The organism is Bacteroides sp. 1_1_14, from assembly GCF_000162515.1.
Lineage (GTDB): Bacteria > Bacteroidota > Bacteroidia > Bacteroidales > Bacteroidaceae > Bacteroides > Bacteroides thetaiotaomicron.
The window spans coordinates 678,781-694,871 of the sequence record NZ_GG774702.1; the positions used below are offsets into that span (position 1 = coordinate 678,781).

Consider the following 16,091-nt stretch of genomic DNA (forward strand, 5'->3'; position numbering starts at 1 on the left):
AAATCACAAGTTATACCTTTATTATAATTAATAAACATATTTATTCGGTTTTATCTTCTTTCTGACTGACCATTGAAACCTCCACTCTGTTTTTTTGCTCTATCAGTGTTTTAATGAAGTTGGATACATCTTTTGTTGTGAAGCTGTTTATGACAGCTTCGTAGTTGTCGAGCGGATTGAGACCGGTACGTAGATATTCATCCATCCATATTATCCAATATTCATTATCTTTTAAATCTTTAGCTCGTTTATTCAACATGTATTTTTTCACTTTGTCCAAGCTTTCCTTCGTTGGACCCACTTCAGCGATATGTTTTATTTCATCATCTATAATTTTTATCATTTCTTCCCGTTTAGCCGGGGCGGTATCGAATACTATTTGCAAACTGATTTCTTCCGGGTATTTGTCGCTGTCTGCCCCGACATAGATTGAATATGTTGCTCCTGCTTGTTCACGCACTTTGTCTGTATAGATTTCATTTAGGACTTGACAGGATATATCGAACAAGGTAATGTTTCTTAAGTTGTATGGACATGATCCGGTGAAGGATATGAAATTAGATGCTTTGTCGACTTTCAGCTTTTGGTAGAATATATTTTTGTAGATTCCTCTGCGCCTTTTTATCTGGTTATCTTTGAACGTTTCTTTTTGTTGAGTCGATGGAAGAGTTCCTAGATAGTTAACTATCAGTGGTTCCAGCTGTTCCATATCAATATTGCCAACAAAGACGAATGTGAAATTTCCGGCGTTTTTAAAACAATCATGATATATTTCTAATAATCTATCATAGTCCACGTGATCTAGCATTTGAGATGTAAGACGTTTCCTACGAGCATGTCCCATGTATACGGCATTGTTTATACTGTCTTTGAATACGATTTCAGGATCTTTTGCTTGATTGCACAATTCTTGATAGCACAAATCCTTTGTGACGTTAAAGCTTAATTTATCTCGTCGAGGTGATGTGAAAAGTAGGTGTGTGAGTTGTAGCATTGTTTCGAAGTCTTTCGGTGTACAATTACCGTCAACTGTATTTGCCAGTTCTGTGAGACTATAACCAACAGATACTTGTTTATCTTCTAACATTCTCTTTAGTTCACTAAAGGTAAAATTCCCTAATCCAGTTGTTATCACCTTTCCCAGAAAATTGATATTGGGAATATCTGAATCTGGGAATAAAGATCCCCCTCCTAAGCTGACTCCTTTCATCAATATCTAATTATTTCTGAAATCAGTTTTTTTAACCATCACTTTTACCCCATTGGAAAGAGTTAGTAATGTGGTTCCGAATAAAGAATCTGTGACCTCTGAAATGATTTTACCACCTTGAGGAATGTCTTCGATTAATGACTGGTTGGTGTAGTCATCTACATAGCGTGTGAGTTCTTTTCCTTTTACTTCTTTCAGTATGTTTCTGATCGCTTCTTCTGTTGGTAATTTTAAGTCTTTCTTTTCCGGTGCGAAAAGTGCGATGAACTTATTATTATCTGTAATAAGCTGATGTATAACATCGTTTAGCATATTTGCAGTGGTTGTTGCTGCGATTTCATAGAGTATTTTATACTTGTATTCTATGCTTGGTATGGGTTCGTTATCAAGGAAATGAAGAATGTATTGATTAGTGAGTTCCTCATTTTTCAGATTATTGCGTTCGTTGTATCTGCTCTCCAAGTATTGAAGATAGCTACGTCTTGTACGGTTGTATTCAGTTTCGGTGAAACCAAAACGGCAGACACGTTCTATTTCTTCGAATAAGGTGGTAATTCCTTTTTCTATAGAGTTTTCAATACAAGTTATGTTGCTTGTGAAAGCTTTTTTGGTTTTGGCGATGAAGAAGTTACCATCATATACAGAACAACTACTGTATGGGGGATGCGCAGTTTGCGAACGTTCGTACAACCGTTGTTCGAGCATGCGACTGATTACCTGCGTTGCGTAGTCCTTTCTCAGATAGTCGGAATAGTTTTTAAGACTGTCAGGAGTGGCGTCATGTTTATTAAATACAACGAATTCAATGTCTGTCTTTTCTTTATCTTGCGCGATGAATATGATAGGGTCCTTATGATCGTAAACAGGGAAATATTCTCGTTTGGCGGCATTGGGCTGGGCGGGAATATCGGCAAACATTTTTTTTATTTGTGCCTCTATACTATCTACGTCGATATCTCCTACAACAATAATAGCTTGCAGGTCTGGACGATACCACTTTTCATAATAATCTCTTAGTGTTTGCGGTTCGAAATTCATTATTATATCCATCTTTCCAATCGGAAAGCTGACTCCGTATTTGCTTCCGGCATACATGATGGGTAACATCTGCTCTTGAAAACGTAGCATGGCAGTCATTCGTGTGCGCCATTCTTCATGGACAACTCCGCGTTCCTTGTCTATTTCTACCGGATCTAAAGTCAGGTCATTACTCCAGTCATGCAGAATCAGCAGGCAGGTATCGATAGCACCGGGAATATCGACCGGCACATCACACATATGATAAACCGTTTCATCCATTGCGGTGGAAGCATTTGGGGAAACACCTATCCGTTTGAGATATTGTTCAAGGGAATTACCTGGGAAATGTGCAGTACCATTGAAACACATGTGTTCCAGAAAATGAGCTAGGCCAAGCTGGTTGCTTTCTTCTTGTATAGACCCCACTTTTTGTGCGAAATAAAAGTCTGCTCGGTTTTCCGGCAGAGCATTTTTACGGATGTAATAGGTAAGACCATTGTCTAGTTTACCTATGCGTACTTTAGGATCGATCGGAAGTATAGACTCTTGTGCCATAGTCTTTTGAAGACTGTAGCTTATCATTGCTAGTAGAACTAATAGTAAATGTTTCATGGTCGTGTTGTTATTAATTGATGCGTGTACTTCCTGTTTTAGTAGGCTATTTGATAGCTTCCCGTATTCTGACTAATTTCGTTAATAGTCCTTCCAGAAGGTCCAGCTTCAACATGTTTGCTCCGTCGCTCTTGGCTACGGCGGGGTTTTCGTGTGTTTCGATAAAGATACCGTCGGCTCCTACGGCGATGCCGGCTTTGGCTACGGTTTCGATCAGTTGGGGCATACCACCGGTCACTCCGCTGGTCTGGTTGGGTTGCTGCAATGAATGGGTGACATCCAGTATGACCGGATAACCGAACGTTTGCATTTCCGGAATCCCCCGGTAGTCTACTACAAGGTCCTGATAACCGAAGGTTGTTCCGCGTTCGGTCAGCATCACGTTCTTGTTGCCTGCTTCCACCACTTTGTCAGCGGCAAACTGCATGGCGAGCGGAGAGAGGAACTGTCCTTTCTTGATGTTAATCGTCTTACCTGTTTTAGCAGCAGCAACCAGTAAATCCGTCTGACGGCAAAGGAAAGCCGGAATCTGGAGAATGTCTACGTATTCGGCAGCCATCTCAGCCTCGTCGGCCGAATGGATATCCGTCACTGTGGGCACTCCGAAAGTATCATGTACCTTTTTCAGCACTTTGAGTGCCTTCTCGTCACCGATACCTGTGAATGAATCAAGACGCGAACGGTTTGCCTTGCGGTAAGAACCTTTGAATACATAAGGAATCTGTAATTTTTCAGTGACTCCGACCACACGCTCAGCGATGCGCATTGCCATCTCTTCACCTTCTATTACACATGGACCGGCCAGCAGAAAGAAGTTACCGGCAGGATTGTTCTTAAGTTCGATCATTTTATTAATTACAAGTTACTAATTACTTATTTATAGTTTCATGAGTGAAGGGCTGTTTTTCGCCAGAAGCCCGGTTCTGTTGGCTAATTCGGAATAATCAGGGTCGTCTTTTCTGATAATACGCCTATTTCCAGTGGGAAATGTCTTGCCAGCAGGCGACCGTCTAGATCGACGGAAGCATTTTGTGCGCGGAGCACTTTTACTTTTCTTGTCCGATAGCTTTTCACCATCTTATGGTTCAGGATTCTTCCCTGAATCAGCATCCACAATCCCGAAATGATTTGCAGGAATTCCGGACGGTAGATGACGGATACATCCAGCCAGCCGTTGTAGGGTACGGCACTCGGAGTCTGTCCCCAGCCCCAGGCGCTTCCTACACATACGGTCATGATGCGCCCGCGGATGTGCTCGTCATTGATACGAAGGTGCATCCGGTATAGTTTGCGTTCGAATATCAGCGAGAAGAGGGCGGCAACGTACGACAGGAATTTCACCCCCCAGAAACGTTTGGTCTGGTCGGTGATTTTCACAATCCTTGCGCCTAGCCCGATGTTGACTGCATTGAGGAAATAACGGCGTTGGTGTTCCTTGCCGTCGTAGAAGTTGCAGAAGCCTACGTCTATTTTCTTGAGACGGTGGTTGATGATACAGTCTACGGCAGGTTTGTATTCGGTACTGAGTCCCCAGTATTTGGCAAAGTCATTTCCTATACCGTTCGGGATCATGCCAAGGGCGATGTTCTCCTTGTCTTCGGCATCAGAGAGCATGATACCGTTGATGGCATCGTTCAGCGCACCGTCGCCACCTACGATGACAATGGTACGATAGCCGTTGTTCGCCAGAATTTTGGCAAGACGTTCTACAGAACCGAAACCTTCGGATTGTACATAGTCATAGTTGACACCTTTGCTGTCCATGTACTCCTTGATTTCTTTCCATCGTTTCTGTACCTTTCGGGTACCTGCTTTGGGGTTGTAGATCACTCCCCATTTTCCAGGTTCTACACTCATAACCGTATTTCTATCCTAACTGTATTAACAATCGCATTTTTTATCTTTCACAGACCATTCGTAAATGACTGGCAAAGATACTAATTCCCTCGCAGTTTTTCTATCACAAAGGCTATCTTTTCTTCCATAGGCAGCTCTGCACTGACCCAGTGGATGGTAAATCCCCGACGTTCCATGCCGCGGAACCAAGTCATCTGACGTTTGGCGAACTGATGGATGGCCGTCTCCAGCTCAGTGAACATCTCTTCGTAAGTCAGTTTGCCTATGACGTATAACGTCAGGAATTTGTATTCCAGTCCGTAATAAATCAAGTCGTCCGGTGAAATGCCTTGTTCTGTCAATCGCCTTACTTCATCCACCATTCCTTCGTCCAGCCGTTGTTTCAACCGTCGGGTGATCTTCTCGCGACGCAGTTCCCGATCGATATCTACCCCGATGATGAGGCTGTTCAACTTCGGAAACTCCCGTTCGGGAACCGGATGCACGGCATAATACTCCTCAATTTCTATCGCGCGGATTGCACGTTTCACAGTATCCACATCCGTAGAGTTGTGCAATGTTTTATATTGCTTCAGGATTTCGGTCAGTTCTTCGAGAGAGTGATTAGCCAGACGGGCACGTAACTCCGGATTTTCCGGTACCGGCATCAGCTTATAGCCTTTCAGTACCGATTCCAGATACATACCTGTCCCTCCACATAAAACGGGCAGACAGCCTTTTTGTTTGATGGATTCGTAAGAAATCAGGAAATCCCGCTGATATTCGAAAACATTGTATTTATATCCGGGATCGGCGATATCAATCAAGTGATAAGGAATTGGATGTCCGTCGACTGTATAATCTGCCAAGTCCTTGCCCGTACCGAGGTCCATTCCCCGATAGATCTGACGAGAGTCGGCACTGATAATTTCTGTATTCAGTTCATGGGCTAATGCTGCAGCAAAAGGAGTTTTCCCTGAGGCTGTTGGCCCTAATATGGTGATTAAATCATAGTCCGGCATAGCTTTATTCTTTAATGACGGCAAAAATACAAAATATCTCTGGAAAAGACGAATAAAAAGGGACAAATGTCTTCGTAATGCCTGTCAATAAGGCGTTTGCGAAGACAAATGAGGACAGGCGAAAAATCGAGGTAACGTAAAGGAAAGCGGATTTATGAAGAAGAACGGTCTCCAAATCATTACCCGCCGAATGGTGATTTTTAACACACCGTGTTGTATTTGGCAGCTTGTGGCACAGGTTGGCATATCAAGGTCTAACTCGTTGAGTAATAACTTTGCAAACAAAAAACGAGTATGGCAAGAAGCACATTCAAGGTTCTGTTCTACGTGAACGGCAGCAAGGAGAAAAACGGTATTGTCCCCATCATGGGACGAGTGACAATCAACGGGACTGTGGCGCAGTTCAGTTGTAAGCAGAACATCCCGAAAACGCTTTGGGACGTGAAAGGAAACAAGGCGAAAGGCAAGAGCCGCGAGGCACGAGACATCAACCTTGCCCTTGACAACATCAAGGCGCAAATCATCAAACATTACCAGCGCATTTCAGACCGCGAGGCATTTGTTACGGCTGAGATGGTGCGCAACGCCTATCAGGGAATCGGCAGCGAGTATGAGACGCTGCTAAAAGCATTCGACCGTGAGAACGAAGTGTTCAAGAAACGGGTAGGCAAAGACAGGGTAATGGCTACCTATCGGGCACGTGTACGGGCAAGAAACCATGTAGCCGCCTTTATCAAGTCGTTTTACAGACGCAGCGATATGTCCATGTTGGAACTTACTCCCGATTTCATCAAGGAGTTCGCCGCATACCTCTCGACTGAAGCCGGATTGCGGAACGGTTCGATATGGGCAAACTGTATGTGGCTGAAAGGCGTGGTCATGAAAGCGCATTATAACGGGTTGATACCGCGCAATCCTTTCATCCAGTTTCATATCAGCCCCAATGTGAAAGAACGGGAATATCTGACGGAGGATGAACTGAAAGCGGTCATGACACATGAGTTTGCAGACAGCAAGCTCGCATACATCCGTGACATTTTCATCTTTGCCAGTTTCACCGCCTTGTCATTCGTGGACATTCAGGAACTGACGAATGACAACATCGTGGAGGTGAACGGCGAGAAGTGGATATTGTCCAAACGCCACAAGACAAAAGTCGCCTTCCAAGTGAAGCTGCTGGATATACCCTTGCAGATAGTCGAACGCTACCGACCGATGCAGAAAGACAATCGTATATTCCCCGGCTTGAACTATTGGTCTATCTGCAAACCGTTGAAACGGATGATAAGGGAATGTGGCATAACCAAGTCAATATCATTTCATTGCAGTCGTCATGGCTTCGCAACATTAGCTTTGAGCAAGGGGATGCCCATTGAAAGCGTAAGCCGTGTGTTGGGACATACGAATATAGTCACGACCCAACTCTACGCAAAGATAACCACGCAGAAGCTCGACAACGACCTGACCATGTTCGGCGACAAACTGAGTAAGACGTTTAACGGAATAACGATGTCATGAGTATGAGAAGAAACAGCATAACAGTGAATGAATCCGGCAATATCATCATGCCGGAGAATGTCTCAAACATTTGGATGAGCGAGCCGGAATTGGTGGAACTGTTCGGAGTAATTGCTCCGACACTTCGTTCTGCCATCAGAAACATCTATAACAGTGGAGCATTAAAAGAATACGAGGTACAGAAGTATGTTCGGCAGGAGAACGGGTATCATGCCGATGTGTTCAGCTTTCCGATGATAGTCGCACTTGCTTTCCGCATTGACAGCTTCGGTGCGGAACAGGTGCGCAATGCCATATTTAAAAGGCTGTACTTGCGAAAAGAGAAAACAAATATCTTCTTTTCGCTGGGTATAAATGGTTGGGATATGTCTAATTATCAGGCATAAGTTCTAATGATATGACGACATGAAGTAGTGAGACCTATGCGTATTCCCATTGCCAACAATGTATTTATACGAGTATGTGAATAGGTGTATTGCCATTCATACGTACGATTACGACAAACCCGAAGAAAAATCCATTAGAATGGCATTTCTTCGGGCTTTTGTTGTATGTCATAAAGCCAAATCCAAGAAAATCTTACGTGAGGTATGCGTGAGTTGTTAATCCGTTCTGCGCTAATTGCCGAGTTTTGCACTGATTAAACAAAAAAATGAAGTGCTAATGAAACAAGGTAACTTTGAAAATGAGGAGTTTATCCGTGTGGGTACTACCCTCTACAAGTTAGTGAACCAGCCCCGTCTGAACGGAGGCTATGTGAAGAAGCGCATCGTGTGGAACAACGAAACACTGCGGCAGGACTACGGCAAGGACTATCTCGCCACCGTGCCGAAGTACGACGGCTTCTGCACCGTCCCCGACCATGTGGACTACCGTCCCGTGGTGGACAAGTTCCTGAACCTCTACGAGCCGATAGGACACCGTCCGCAACAAGGCGAGTTTCCCTGTATCCGGTCATTGGTGCGCCATATCTTCGGTGAACAGTATGAATTGGGCATGGACTATCTTCAATTGCTCTACCTGCAACCCGTGCAGAAACTGCCTATCCTGCTGTTGGTATCAGAAGAACGCAACACGGGCAAGAGTACATTCCTGAACTTCCTGAAAGCTGTGTTTCAAAACAATGTCACTTTCAATACCAACGAGGACTTCCGCAGCCAGTTCAATTCCGACTGGGCAGGAAAACTGCTCATCGTGGTGGACGAGGTATTGCTCAACCGCAGGGAGGACAGCGAGCGGTTGAAGAACCTCAGCACCACACTTTCCTACAAGGTGGAAGCCAAAGGCAAAGACCGTGACGAGATAGCGTTCTTTGCCAAGTTCGTGCTATGCTCCAACAACGAGTATCTGCCTGTTATCATTGATGCAGGTGAAACACGCTATTGGGTGCGCAAGATAGACCGTCTGCAATCCGATGACACAGACTTCCTGCAAAAGCTGAAAGCTGAGATACCTGCCTTTCTGTATTACCTGCAATACAGACAACTTTCCACCGAAAAGGAAAGCCGTATGTGGTTTGCGCCCTCTTTGCTGCATACCGAAGCCTTGCAGAAGATTATCCGCAGCAACCGCAACCGATTGGAGATAGAGATGTGCGAACTTATCCTTGACATTATGGAAAGTGTCGGCACGGACACATTCTCGTTCTGCCACAACGACATTCTTCTTTTGCTGGTACATTCGCAGGTAAAGGTGGAGAAGCACCAAGTCAGAAAGGTATTGCAGGAATGTTGGAAACTTACTCCTGCCTCTAACGGGCTTACATATACCACTTACCAATTCAATTACAATCGGGAGTGCCGATATGAGCCGATAAAAAGAGTCGGTCGTTTCTACACCGTCACAAGGGAACAACTTGAATCCCTGTAATACTATTCTTTTTTTGTTGAATTGATGAATAATGATATAACCATACTGATAATAAACAGCATACACTCTCAACAAATTCTCAACAATCGAAAAGAAAAGTTGAGAGGGAAACAGCATCAGTTTGTTGGATTCTCTATTTGTGAGTGGTTTGTTGAGAAGATGTTGAGAATATAAAGCATTAACGTATAGGACAATACATATCTCATTCATCAAATCAACGTTTTTACAGTCATCATCAAATCCATAGAAATTATATCATGAACATCCAAGAAGCAAAACAAATCAAAATTGCGGACTATCTGCAAAGTTTGGGTTATTCGCCCGTAAAGCAACAGGGAAACTGCCTGTGGTATAAATCCCCGTTCCGTCAGGAAACGGAAGCCTCGTTCAAGGTGAACACCGACCGCAACCTGTGGTTCGATTATGGACTGGGAAGAGGTGGTAACATCATCGCACTTGCAGGGGTACTGTACGCATCCGACCATGTGCCTTATCTGCTTGGCAAGATAGCGGAACAGGCACCACACATCCGTCCCATATCTTTCTCTTTTCGCCAGCAGGCATCCGAACCGAGTTTCCAACATTTGGAGGTGGGCGAACTCACCCATCCGGCATTGCTCCGATACTTGCAGGAACGGGGCATAAACATCGCTTTGGCAAAGGCGCAATGTAAAGAGCTCCACTTCACCCATAACGGCAAGCCCTATTTCGCCATCGGTTTTCCGAATGTGGCGGGAGGATTTGAAGTGCGTAACCGTTTTTTCAAAGGCTGTGTCGCACCCAAAGACATCAGCCATATTCGGCAACAGGGAGAAGCGAGAGAGAAATGCCTTGTATTCGAGGGCATGATGGACTATCTTTCATTCCTCACGTTGCGGAAGAGGAACTGCTCGAACTTGCCCGACCTTGACAGGCAGGATTACGTCATCCTCAATTCGACCGCCAATGTTTCCAAAGCTATAGATGTGCTGCACGGGTATGGACGTATCCACTGCATGCTCGACAATGACGAGGCGGGAAGAAAGGCGTATCGGGAATTGGAAAGGAAGTTCGCCGGACGCATCCGCGACTTCTCCGACAACTACAAAGGGCATAAAGACCTGAACGATTACCTGCGTGGAATCCGGCAGAAATTAGCCGTTAGTCCACCGCCAAGAACTATCGTAAAACCCAAGAAGAAAGGGTTGGGATTATGACATCCCGAATGAGAAAAACGGGAGATGCCCGAAACTCATTCCTTAAGGATTGGGAGGTAGCAAGTTTGTGTTTCGGGTGTACCGAAACCGCTTGCCACCCACCATCCAAATTGCAGGAGGTGGCATCCCGTCGGTCTATACAGTTGAATCAGTAACCGAATTAAAAGGAATAAAATATGGAACAGACAAAGGAACACAAGGAACGCAACAAGGGAGGTCGCCCCAAGAAGGAAGCAACCGAGAAACAGAAATACCGTATCGCAGTGAAAATGACGGCAGCCGACTACTTCCGCCTGCTGACACGATCGCATGAGGCGGGCGTATCACCAAGCGAGTACATGAGGGAATGTTTCCGTAACGGTCATGTGAAAGAACGGCTGTCGGAGGAACATGCCGGATACATCCGCCAACTCTGCGGCATGGCTAACAATCTCAACCAGCTTGCGCGTAAGGCAAACGCCGGAGGCTTCCACGATGAACGGTGGGACTGCAAGGTGGCAGTGGCAAGGATTCATGAACTTATAACCAAGATAGGGATATGATGGCGAAAATCGTAAAAGGAAGCGACTTCAAGGGTGTGGTGGATTACATCATCGACAAGAAGAAGGATACGCAGATAGTAGCAAGCGAAGGCTTGTTTATGGAAAATCTGGAAACTATCGCCATGAGTTTCAATGCCCAGTCACGGATGAACGATAAGGTGACAAAACCTGTCGGACATATCGCGTTGAGTTTTTCCAAAGAGGATGAGTTACGGCTGACGAACCGTATCATGGCAGGCATCGCGCTTGAATATATGGAACGGATGGGAATCAAGAATACGCAGTTCTTCATCGCCCAGCATTTCGACAAGGAGCATCCGCACGTGCATATTGCTTTCAACCGCATAGACAACAACGGCAATACCATATCGGACAGGCACGAGCGTCTGCGCAGTACCCGCATCTGCAAGGAATTGACCTTGAAATACGGCTTGCATATGGCTGGCGGAAAGGACAATGTCAAACGCAACCGCCTGAAAGAGCCAGACAGGACGAAATATGCGCTTTACGACATCATCAAAATGGAAGTCGGCAGATGCGGCAACTGGAACGTGCTTATCGCCAACCTGAAACGGCAGGGAGTGGAAGTATATTTCAAGCATAAGGGGCAGACCAGCGAGGTGCAGGGTGTTGTATTCTCCATGAATGGCTACCATTTCAACGGCTCCAAAGTGGACAGGCGTTTCAGTTATTCCAAGATTGACGCGGCTTTGCAGCACAACAGATGCAGGGAACGTATGGGAATAACAGCCGGAATATATGAAACGGCTACACCAAGCGCACCGTCCGGCACGGCACAAAGCGAGTTGTTCAACGGCTCTTGGGGATTGCTAAAAAGCAGTGGCTCATCTTATAACGCTGCTGATGCGGAAGCCAATCAGGAAATGGTGGATATACTTCGCAGAAGGAAGAAAGTTAAGCGCAAGAGAGGTGTTGGGTTCTAATATTCTGTACTAATCCAATTCTCACGACACTTGCGCTCTATATTCATTCGGAGTGTAACCTACCTCTTTCTTGAACAGTCGGGTAAAATGTTGCGGGTACTGAAAACCGAGATTATAGGCGATTTCATTAACGGTGTCGTCTGTAGATGCAAGTTCCGTCTTGGCTATTTCAATAGACTTGTCATGAATGAAATGCAGGGCGGTTGAACCTGTTTCTTTTTTCAATAAATCACTGAAATAGTTGGGCGAGAGGCAGAGCTTGTCTGCACAATACTGTACAGTGGGCAAGCCTATCCGTTTAGCAGCCCCATCATGGAAGTATTCGTCAAGCAACCGCTCAAATCTTGCGAGGATGTCTCGGTTTTGGTTGTCGCGTGTGATGAACTGGCGGTCATAGAAACGTGTGCAGTAATCAAGGAACGTCTTGATGCTGTCTGTGATGAGGTTCTTGCTGTGACGGTGTATCGGATGGTTCAATTCATATTGAATCTTGTGGAAGCAATCCATGATGATTTGCCGTTCTTCCACACTAAGGTGCAATGCCTCGTTTGTCTCGTAGGAAAAGAACGAATATTCACGCATTATCCGCCCGAGAGGTGTATTCCGCAGCAGGTCGGGATGGAACATAAGCAGGTAGCCATCTGGTTGGAACTGCATGCCGTCATCTTCCGCACCGAACACCTGTCCGGGCGCGATAAATATCAGTGTGCATAATTATTCCTAAGTCTGTGAAACCGGAACGCATGAAGCAGAATCTCGACATATTAGACTTCACCCTGTCGGCCGACGACATGGCACGGATAAAGACGCTGGATACCGACAAGCCTTTCTTACTCGGCTCGCACGAAGATCCAGAAATCGTAAAATGGTTCATGCAGTACAAAAACGCCTGAACATCAACAACCATATTTCGATAGCCGCTATCGACTATATTAAGAAGTTATTCGTATATGCCTTTATTGTAATCCGTCATGTACTGAGTAAATGTTTTGCCTGTTTGCTGTTTGAAGAAGCGCATGAGATGGCTCGGATCAGAGAAATTGAAATCATCCGCCATTTCACTGACAGTGCGGTTGGAGAATAGCAATTCGTTCTTCAGTTCCTCAAGCAGACGTTGTTTTATCAAATGGGTAGCTGATACTCCGAATTGGGCTTTTACTGAGTTATTGAGTGTGATGCGACTGACATGAAGCATGTCTGCATATTCCTGCACCCGCTGGTGGGTGCGGATATTCTGTTCCAACAAGTCCTTGAACCGAAAAGCGAAATTGTTTTTAGCAATTTCAGCGGGCAAGCAATAGGCGGCAGCGTATGTACGATTGATAATCAGCAAAAGATAATATAGTAAGGAAACAATGATATTGTACGTATCGGACACTGGATTCATCAGCTCATACTTAATCTTTCCGAGCAGCCGCATATATTCCTTCATTTCGTCATGTGTGGCATTGATGTAAGGCGGCGTATCTGTCTGGTAACAATACAAAAGGCGAAAAACGAAGAACTTGTCGGCGATAAAAGTACGCATGAAATCTTCGCGGAATATAAGGAACGTGTAATCCAACGCCGTCTCATCTACATGCCACTCTTGTTGCTGATGGGGTGAAAGCAGGAGAACCATGCCGTCGCGCAGTTCAATCTTGCGGAAGTTCAGTAGCAAATATCCGTTTGCCTTACGGAAAAAGTAGAAGCTGAAGAAGTCTGTCTTAAACCGCTTGTTTTCTGTCAGCACAAGTCCGATGTCCTTGTTTATGGCAGTATTGATGTAAAAATCCACGCCGCAGCGTGTCTTGTTGAACGGTACGCTGACCAGTCGATCAGGGTTGATTATCTCGTCCATATCCTTGTCGTTTTTGCAAAGATAATAATTTCATTTATCAAAATGGCATAATTACCGTTTTTTCAGGCATAGATGTTTCGCCGGATTCTTCCGAACTTTGCACCCGTAATCAATAACAAGACATATAGTCATGAAAAAGACATCCACAGTACAATTGGTGCGCAATGCCACCTTGAAAATCAGGTATGCGGGACACACCATGCTAATTGACCCCGTTTTAGCCGACAAAGGCACTTTGATATCGGCCCTCGGTGTGAATAAAACACCGAGGGTACACCTCACCATTCCTATTCAGGATATTATCGGAGGCGTGGACATGGTGCTCCTGACCCACAATCACATCGACCATTACGAGCCGAGTGTCCCCACACATTTGCCCAAAGAAATTCCTTTCTACGTTCAGCCCCAGGACGCGGACGCCATCAGAAACGACGGATTTACAAATGTGATACCCATCGAAGAAATAAAAACAATAGACGGCATATCCATTTACCGCACGACCGGACATCATGGTTTCGGGCAGATCGGGCAGATGATGGGACCTGTATCAGGTTATGTGCTAAAAGCCGAGGGCTTCCCGACCGTTTATATAATGGGTGACTGCCGATGGGAAGCATGTATCCGAGACACCGTGGAACGGTTCAATCCTGACTATATCGTGGTAAACTCCGGAGGTGCAATCTTTCCCGAATTTTCCAAAACGGACGGTCCTATCATCCCCGACGAGAACGAAGTGATGCAGATACTTGACGAATTGCCTTCGCATATCAAGCTGATAGCCGTACACATGGATGCCATCGACCATTGCCAGACCACCCGTGCAATTCTGCGCAATGAGGCAACGCATCACGAAGCCGACATGAGCCGGCTGATTATCCCGGAGGACGGAGAAACAGTTGTGTTATGAGTGTCTGCATTAAATCCCTGATAAAAAACATGAACATAGTGGTAGGGTGCACTATAGGATGCCCTTACTGCTATGCCCGTAACAACTGCCGCCGTTTCCACATTACCGACGACTTTTCCGTGCCTGAATACATGGAACGAAAACTGCGCATCATCGATACGTCCCGTCCTCATGTGTGGCTCATGACAGGAATGAGCGATTTCTCCGATTGGAAGCCTGAATGGAACGCAGAAATTTTCGAGCGGATCAGCAGCAATCCCCAGCACGCCTATATCTTTCTGACGAAGCGCCCTGACAAAATCAGTTTCTCCTCTGACGACGAGAACGTATGGATGGGCGTGACCGTCACGCGCAGTTCCGAGAAAAGGAGGATTGATGATTTGAAAAAGAATATCAAAGCACGACACTACCATGTCACGTTTGAACCTCTCTTCGATGATATCGGCGAGATTGATTTCGAGGGAATTGACTGGATTGTCATAGGCACAGAGACCGGAAACCGAAAAGGAAAGTCATATTCGCGCCCCGAATGGGTGCTTAGCATTGCAGAACAGGCAAAGGCTCATGGCATACCGGTGTTCATGAAAGAGGATTTGCTGCCGATTATGGGCGACGAAAGAATGATTCAGGAATTGCCGGAACAATTTACCAGACGAATACAATGAATATGGATACAATAAAGGAAATAGATGTAAAGAGTGTAATGACCAAATCCTCTCTGCCGGTGGGAGGATATTCGGTCAACCCTTATGTAGGGTGTCCCCACGCCTGCAGGTATTGCTACGCATCGTTCATGAAACGGTTCACCGGGCACACCGAGCCGTGGGGTACGTTTTTAGATGTAAAAAACTGGAAGCCGATAACGAATCCTCATAAATACGACGGTGAACGTGTTGTAATAGGGTCTGTGACGGACGGTTACAATCCGTATGAAGAAGAATTCCACCGTACCCGAAGGCTGCTCGAAGAGCTGCGAGGAAGCGATGCCGAGATTATGATATGCACAAAGTCCGATCTTGTCCTTCGCGATCTCGACCTATTGAAGAGTTTTCCCAAAGTGACTGTGTCATGGTCTGTCAATACGCTCGACGAGCAGTTCTGCGCAGATATGGACAACGCCGTAAGCATTGAACGCCGTCTGAAAGCGATGCGTCAGACATACGAGGCAGGTATCCGCACCGTATGCTTCGTCTCGCCCATATTCCCCAGAATAACAGACGTGAAGGCAATAATAGAGGAGGTAAAAGATTATGCTGATTTAATCTGGCTTGAAAACCTGAATTTACGCGGGCAGTTCAAAGGCGGGATAATGACGTATATCCGTGAGAAGTATCCTGACCTCATACCGCTTTACGAGGAAATTTACAATAAAAAAAGGCTTGAATACTGGCAGGCATTGGAGCAGGACATTTCAAATTACGCCAAGGAGCAGGGCTTCCCGTATCGTATAAACGATCTGCCATACGGACGCTCGGAAAAAGGCAAACCTGTCATCGTAAACTACTTCTACCACGAAAAAATACGATTGACAAAATGAGGCTATGCCGGACTGATGCAGAAAAGTTGTAGCGCGGA

The 16,091-nt window shown here is 45.5% G+C and carries 15 protein-coding genes and 1 pseudogene; 10 read left to right on the forward strand and 6 right to left on the reverse strand.

What is annotated here, in order from left to right:
* Positions 1-40 precede the first annotated feature (40 nt).
* The 4 genes and pseudogenes from HMPREF9007_RS21785 to miaA all read right to left on the reverse strand — a co-directional run bounded on the left by HMPREF9007_RS21785 (position 41) and on the right by miaA (position 5,700).
* Positions 41-2,842 (reverse strand): annotated as a pseudogene (locus tag HMPREF9007_RS21785) (insulinase family protein).
* 46 nt (positions 2,843-2,888) lie between these two features.
* Entirely contained in the window at positions 2,889-3,689 is an 801-nt protein-coding gene (gene kdsA / locus HMPREF9007_RS21780; RefSeq protein ID WP_008759991.1) for a 3-deoxy-8-phosphooctulonate synthase, read from the reverse strand.
* An 83-nt stretch (positions 3,690-3,772) separates the two neighbouring features.
* The gene (locus HMPREF9007_RS21775) at positions 3,773-4,699 is read right to left on the reverse strand and encodes a diacylglycerol kinase family protein (RefSeq protein ID WP_008759992.1); all 927 of its coding nucleotides are present in this window, start codon (positions 4,697-4,699) and stop codon (positions 3,773-3,775) included.
* A gap of 80 nt (positions 4,700-4,779) precedes the next feature.
* Entirely contained in the window at positions 4,780-5,700 is a 921-nt protein-coding gene (miaA, locus tag HMPREF9007_RS21770) for a tRNA (adenosine(37)-N6)-dimethylallyltransferase MiaA (protein ID WP_008759993.1), read from the reverse strand.
* A 294-nt stretch (positions 5,701-5,994) separates the two neighbouring features.
* On the opposite strand from miaA, the gene HMPREF9007_RS21765 reads away from it, so the two are divergent.
* From HMPREF9007_RS21765 to HMPREF9007_RS21740, 6 genes are all read left to right on the forward strand, one after another.
* Entirely contained in the window at positions 5,995-7,218 is a 1,224-nt protein-coding gene (locus HMPREF9007_RS21765) for a site-specific integrase (RefSeq protein WP_005775881.1), read from the forward strand.
* Positions 7,215-7,604, forward strand: a complete 390-nt coding sequence (locus HMPREF9007_RS21760; protein WP_004328110.1) for a hypothetical protein — start codon at positions 7,215-7,217, stop codon at positions 7,602-7,604. The genes HMPREF9007_RS21765 and HMPREF9007_RS21760 overlap by 4 nt, the downstream gene beginning before the upstream one ends.
* Positions 7,605-7,881: 277 nt before the next feature.
* Positions 7,882-9,087: a primase-helicase family protein gene (locus tag HMPREF9007_RS21755; RefSeq protein WP_004328112.1), complete on the forward strand. Its 1,206-nt coding sequence runs from the start codon at positions 7,882-7,884 to the stop codon at positions 9,085-9,087.
* A 257-nt stretch (positions 9,088-9,344) separates the two neighbouring features.
* Entirely contained in the window at positions 9,345-10,283 is a 939-nt protein-coding gene (locus HMPREF9007_RS21750) for a toprim domain-containing protein (RefSeq protein WP_005775883.1), read from the forward strand.
* Positions 10,284-10,459: 176 nt separating this feature from the next.
* Entirely contained in the window at positions 10,460-10,825 is a 366-nt protein-coding gene (locus tag HMPREF9007_RS21745) for a MobC family plasmid mobilization relaxosome protein (RefSeq protein ID WP_008759994.1), read from the forward strand.
* The gene (locus HMPREF9007_RS21740; RefSeq protein WP_008759995.1) at positions 10,822-11,769 is read left to right on the forward strand and encodes a relaxase/mobilization nuclease domain-containing protein; all 948 of its coding nucleotides are present in this window, start codon (positions 10,822-10,824) and stop codon (positions 11,767-11,769) included. The genes HMPREF9007_RS21745 and HMPREF9007_RS21740 overlap by 4 nt, the downstream gene beginning before the upstream one ends.
* Before the next feature lie 21 nt (positions 11,770-11,790).
* On the opposite strand, the gene HMPREF9007_RS21735 is transcribed toward HMPREF9007_RS21740, so the two are convergent.
* The gene (locus HMPREF9007_RS21735) at positions 11,791-12,450 is read right to left on the reverse strand and encodes an AraC family transcriptional regulator (RefSeq protein ID WP_004329304.1); all 660 of its coding nucleotides are present in this window, start codon (positions 12,448-12,450) and stop codon (positions 11,791-11,793) included.
* Positions 12,451-12,473: 23 nt separating this feature from the next.
* Here HMPREF9007_RS21735 and HMPREF9007_RS26765 point away from each other — a divergent pair, with 23 nt between their 5' ends.
* Positions 12,474-12,662 (forward strand): hypothetical protein, encoded by a 189-nt coding sequence (locus tag HMPREF9007_RS26765; protein ID WP_005775886.1) that lies wholly within the window; start codon positions 12,474-12,476, stop codon positions 12,660-12,662.
* Between the two features lie 47 nt (positions 12,663-12,709).
* On the opposite strand, the gene HMPREF9007_RS21730 is transcribed toward HMPREF9007_RS26765, so the two are convergent.
* On the reverse strand, positions 12,710-13,609 hold the full coding sequence (locus HMPREF9007_RS21730) for an AraC family transcriptional regulator (RefSeq protein ID WP_004329302.1): 900 nt from the start codon (positions 13,607-13,609) through the stop codon (positions 12,710-12,712).
* Positions 13,610-13,739: 130 nt separating this feature from the next.
* Here HMPREF9007_RS21730 and HMPREF9007_RS21725 point away from each other — a divergent pair, with 130 nt between their 5' ends.
* Genes HMPREF9007_RS21725 through HMPREF9007_RS21715 form a run of 3 tightly spaced genes read left to right on the forward strand, consistent with a single transcriptional unit; the run spans position 13,740 to position 16,053 of the window.
* A complete protein-coding gene (locus HMPREF9007_RS21725; RefSeq protein WP_004329300.1) occupies positions 13,740-14,516 on the forward strand; it encodes an MBL fold metallo-hydrolase in 777 nt (258 codons plus the stop codon).
* Entirely contained in the window at positions 14,513-15,181 is a 669-nt protein-coding gene (locus HMPREF9007_RS21720) for a radical SAM mobile pair protein A (RefSeq protein ID WP_004329299.1), read from the forward strand. Before HMPREF9007_RS21725 ends, HMPREF9007_RS21720 begins: the two co-directional genes overlap by 4 nt.
* Positions 15,178-16,053 (forward strand): radical SAM mobile pair protein B, encoded by an 876-nt coding sequence (locus tag HMPREF9007_RS21715; RefSeq protein ID WP_004329298.1) that lies wholly within the window; start codon positions 15,178-15,180, stop codon positions 16,051-16,053. Before HMPREF9007_RS21720 ends, HMPREF9007_RS21715 begins: the two co-directional genes overlap by 4 nt.
* The last annotated feature ends 38 nt before the right edge of the window (positions 16,054-16,091 follow it).

Coding starts and splice junctions, on each gene's coding strand:
- kdsA (WP_008759991.1), bottom strand. CDS start 3,689: ATGATCGAACTTAAGAACAATCCTGCCGGTAACTTCTTTCTGCTGGCC.
- HMPREF9007_RS21775 (WP_008759992.1), bottom strand. CDS start 4,699: ATGAGTGTAGAACCTGGAAAATGGGGAGTGATCTACAACCCCAAAGCA.
- miaA (WP_008759993.1), bottom strand. CDS start 5,700: ATGCCGGACTATGATTTAATCACCATATTAGGGCCAACAGCCTCAGGG.
- HMPREF9007_RS21765 (WP_005775881.1), top strand. CDS start 5,995: ATGGCAAGAAGCACATTCAAGGTTCTGTTCTACGTGAACGGCAGCAAG.
- HMPREF9007_RS21760 (WP_004328110.1), top strand. CDS start 7,215: ATGAGTATGAGAAGAAACAGCATAACAGTGAATGAATCCGGCAATATC.
- HMPREF9007_RS21755 (WP_004328112.1), top strand. CDS start 7,882: ATGAAACAAGGTAACTTTGAAAATGAGGAGTTTATCCGTGTGGGTACT.
- HMPREF9007_RS21750 (WP_005775883.1), top strand. CDS start 9,345: ATGAACATCCAAGAAGCAAAACAAATCAAAATTGCGGACTATCTGCAA.
- HMPREF9007_RS21745 (WP_008759994.1), top strand. CDS start 10,460: ATGGAACAGACAAAGGAACACAAGGAACGCAACAAGGGAGGTCGCCCC.
- HMPREF9007_RS21740 (WP_008759995.1), top strand. CDS start 10,822: ATGATGGCGAAAATCGTAAAAGGAAGCGACTTCAAGGGTGTGGTGGAT.
- HMPREF9007_RS21730 (WP_004329302.1), bottom strand. CDS start 13,609: ATGGACGAGATAATCAACCCTGATCGACTGGTCAGCGTACCGTTCAAC.
- HMPREF9007_RS21725 (WP_004329300.1), top strand. CDS start 13,740: ATGAAAAAGACATCCACAGTACAATTGGTGCGCAATGCCACCTTGAAA.
- HMPREF9007_RS21720 (WP_004329299.1), top strand. CDS start 14,513: ATGAGTGTCTGCATTAAATCCCTGATAAAAAACATGAACATAGTGGTA.
- HMPREF9007_RS21715 (WP_004329298.1), top strand. CDS start 15,178: ATGAATATGGATACAATAAAGGAAATAGATGTAAAGAGTGTAATGACC.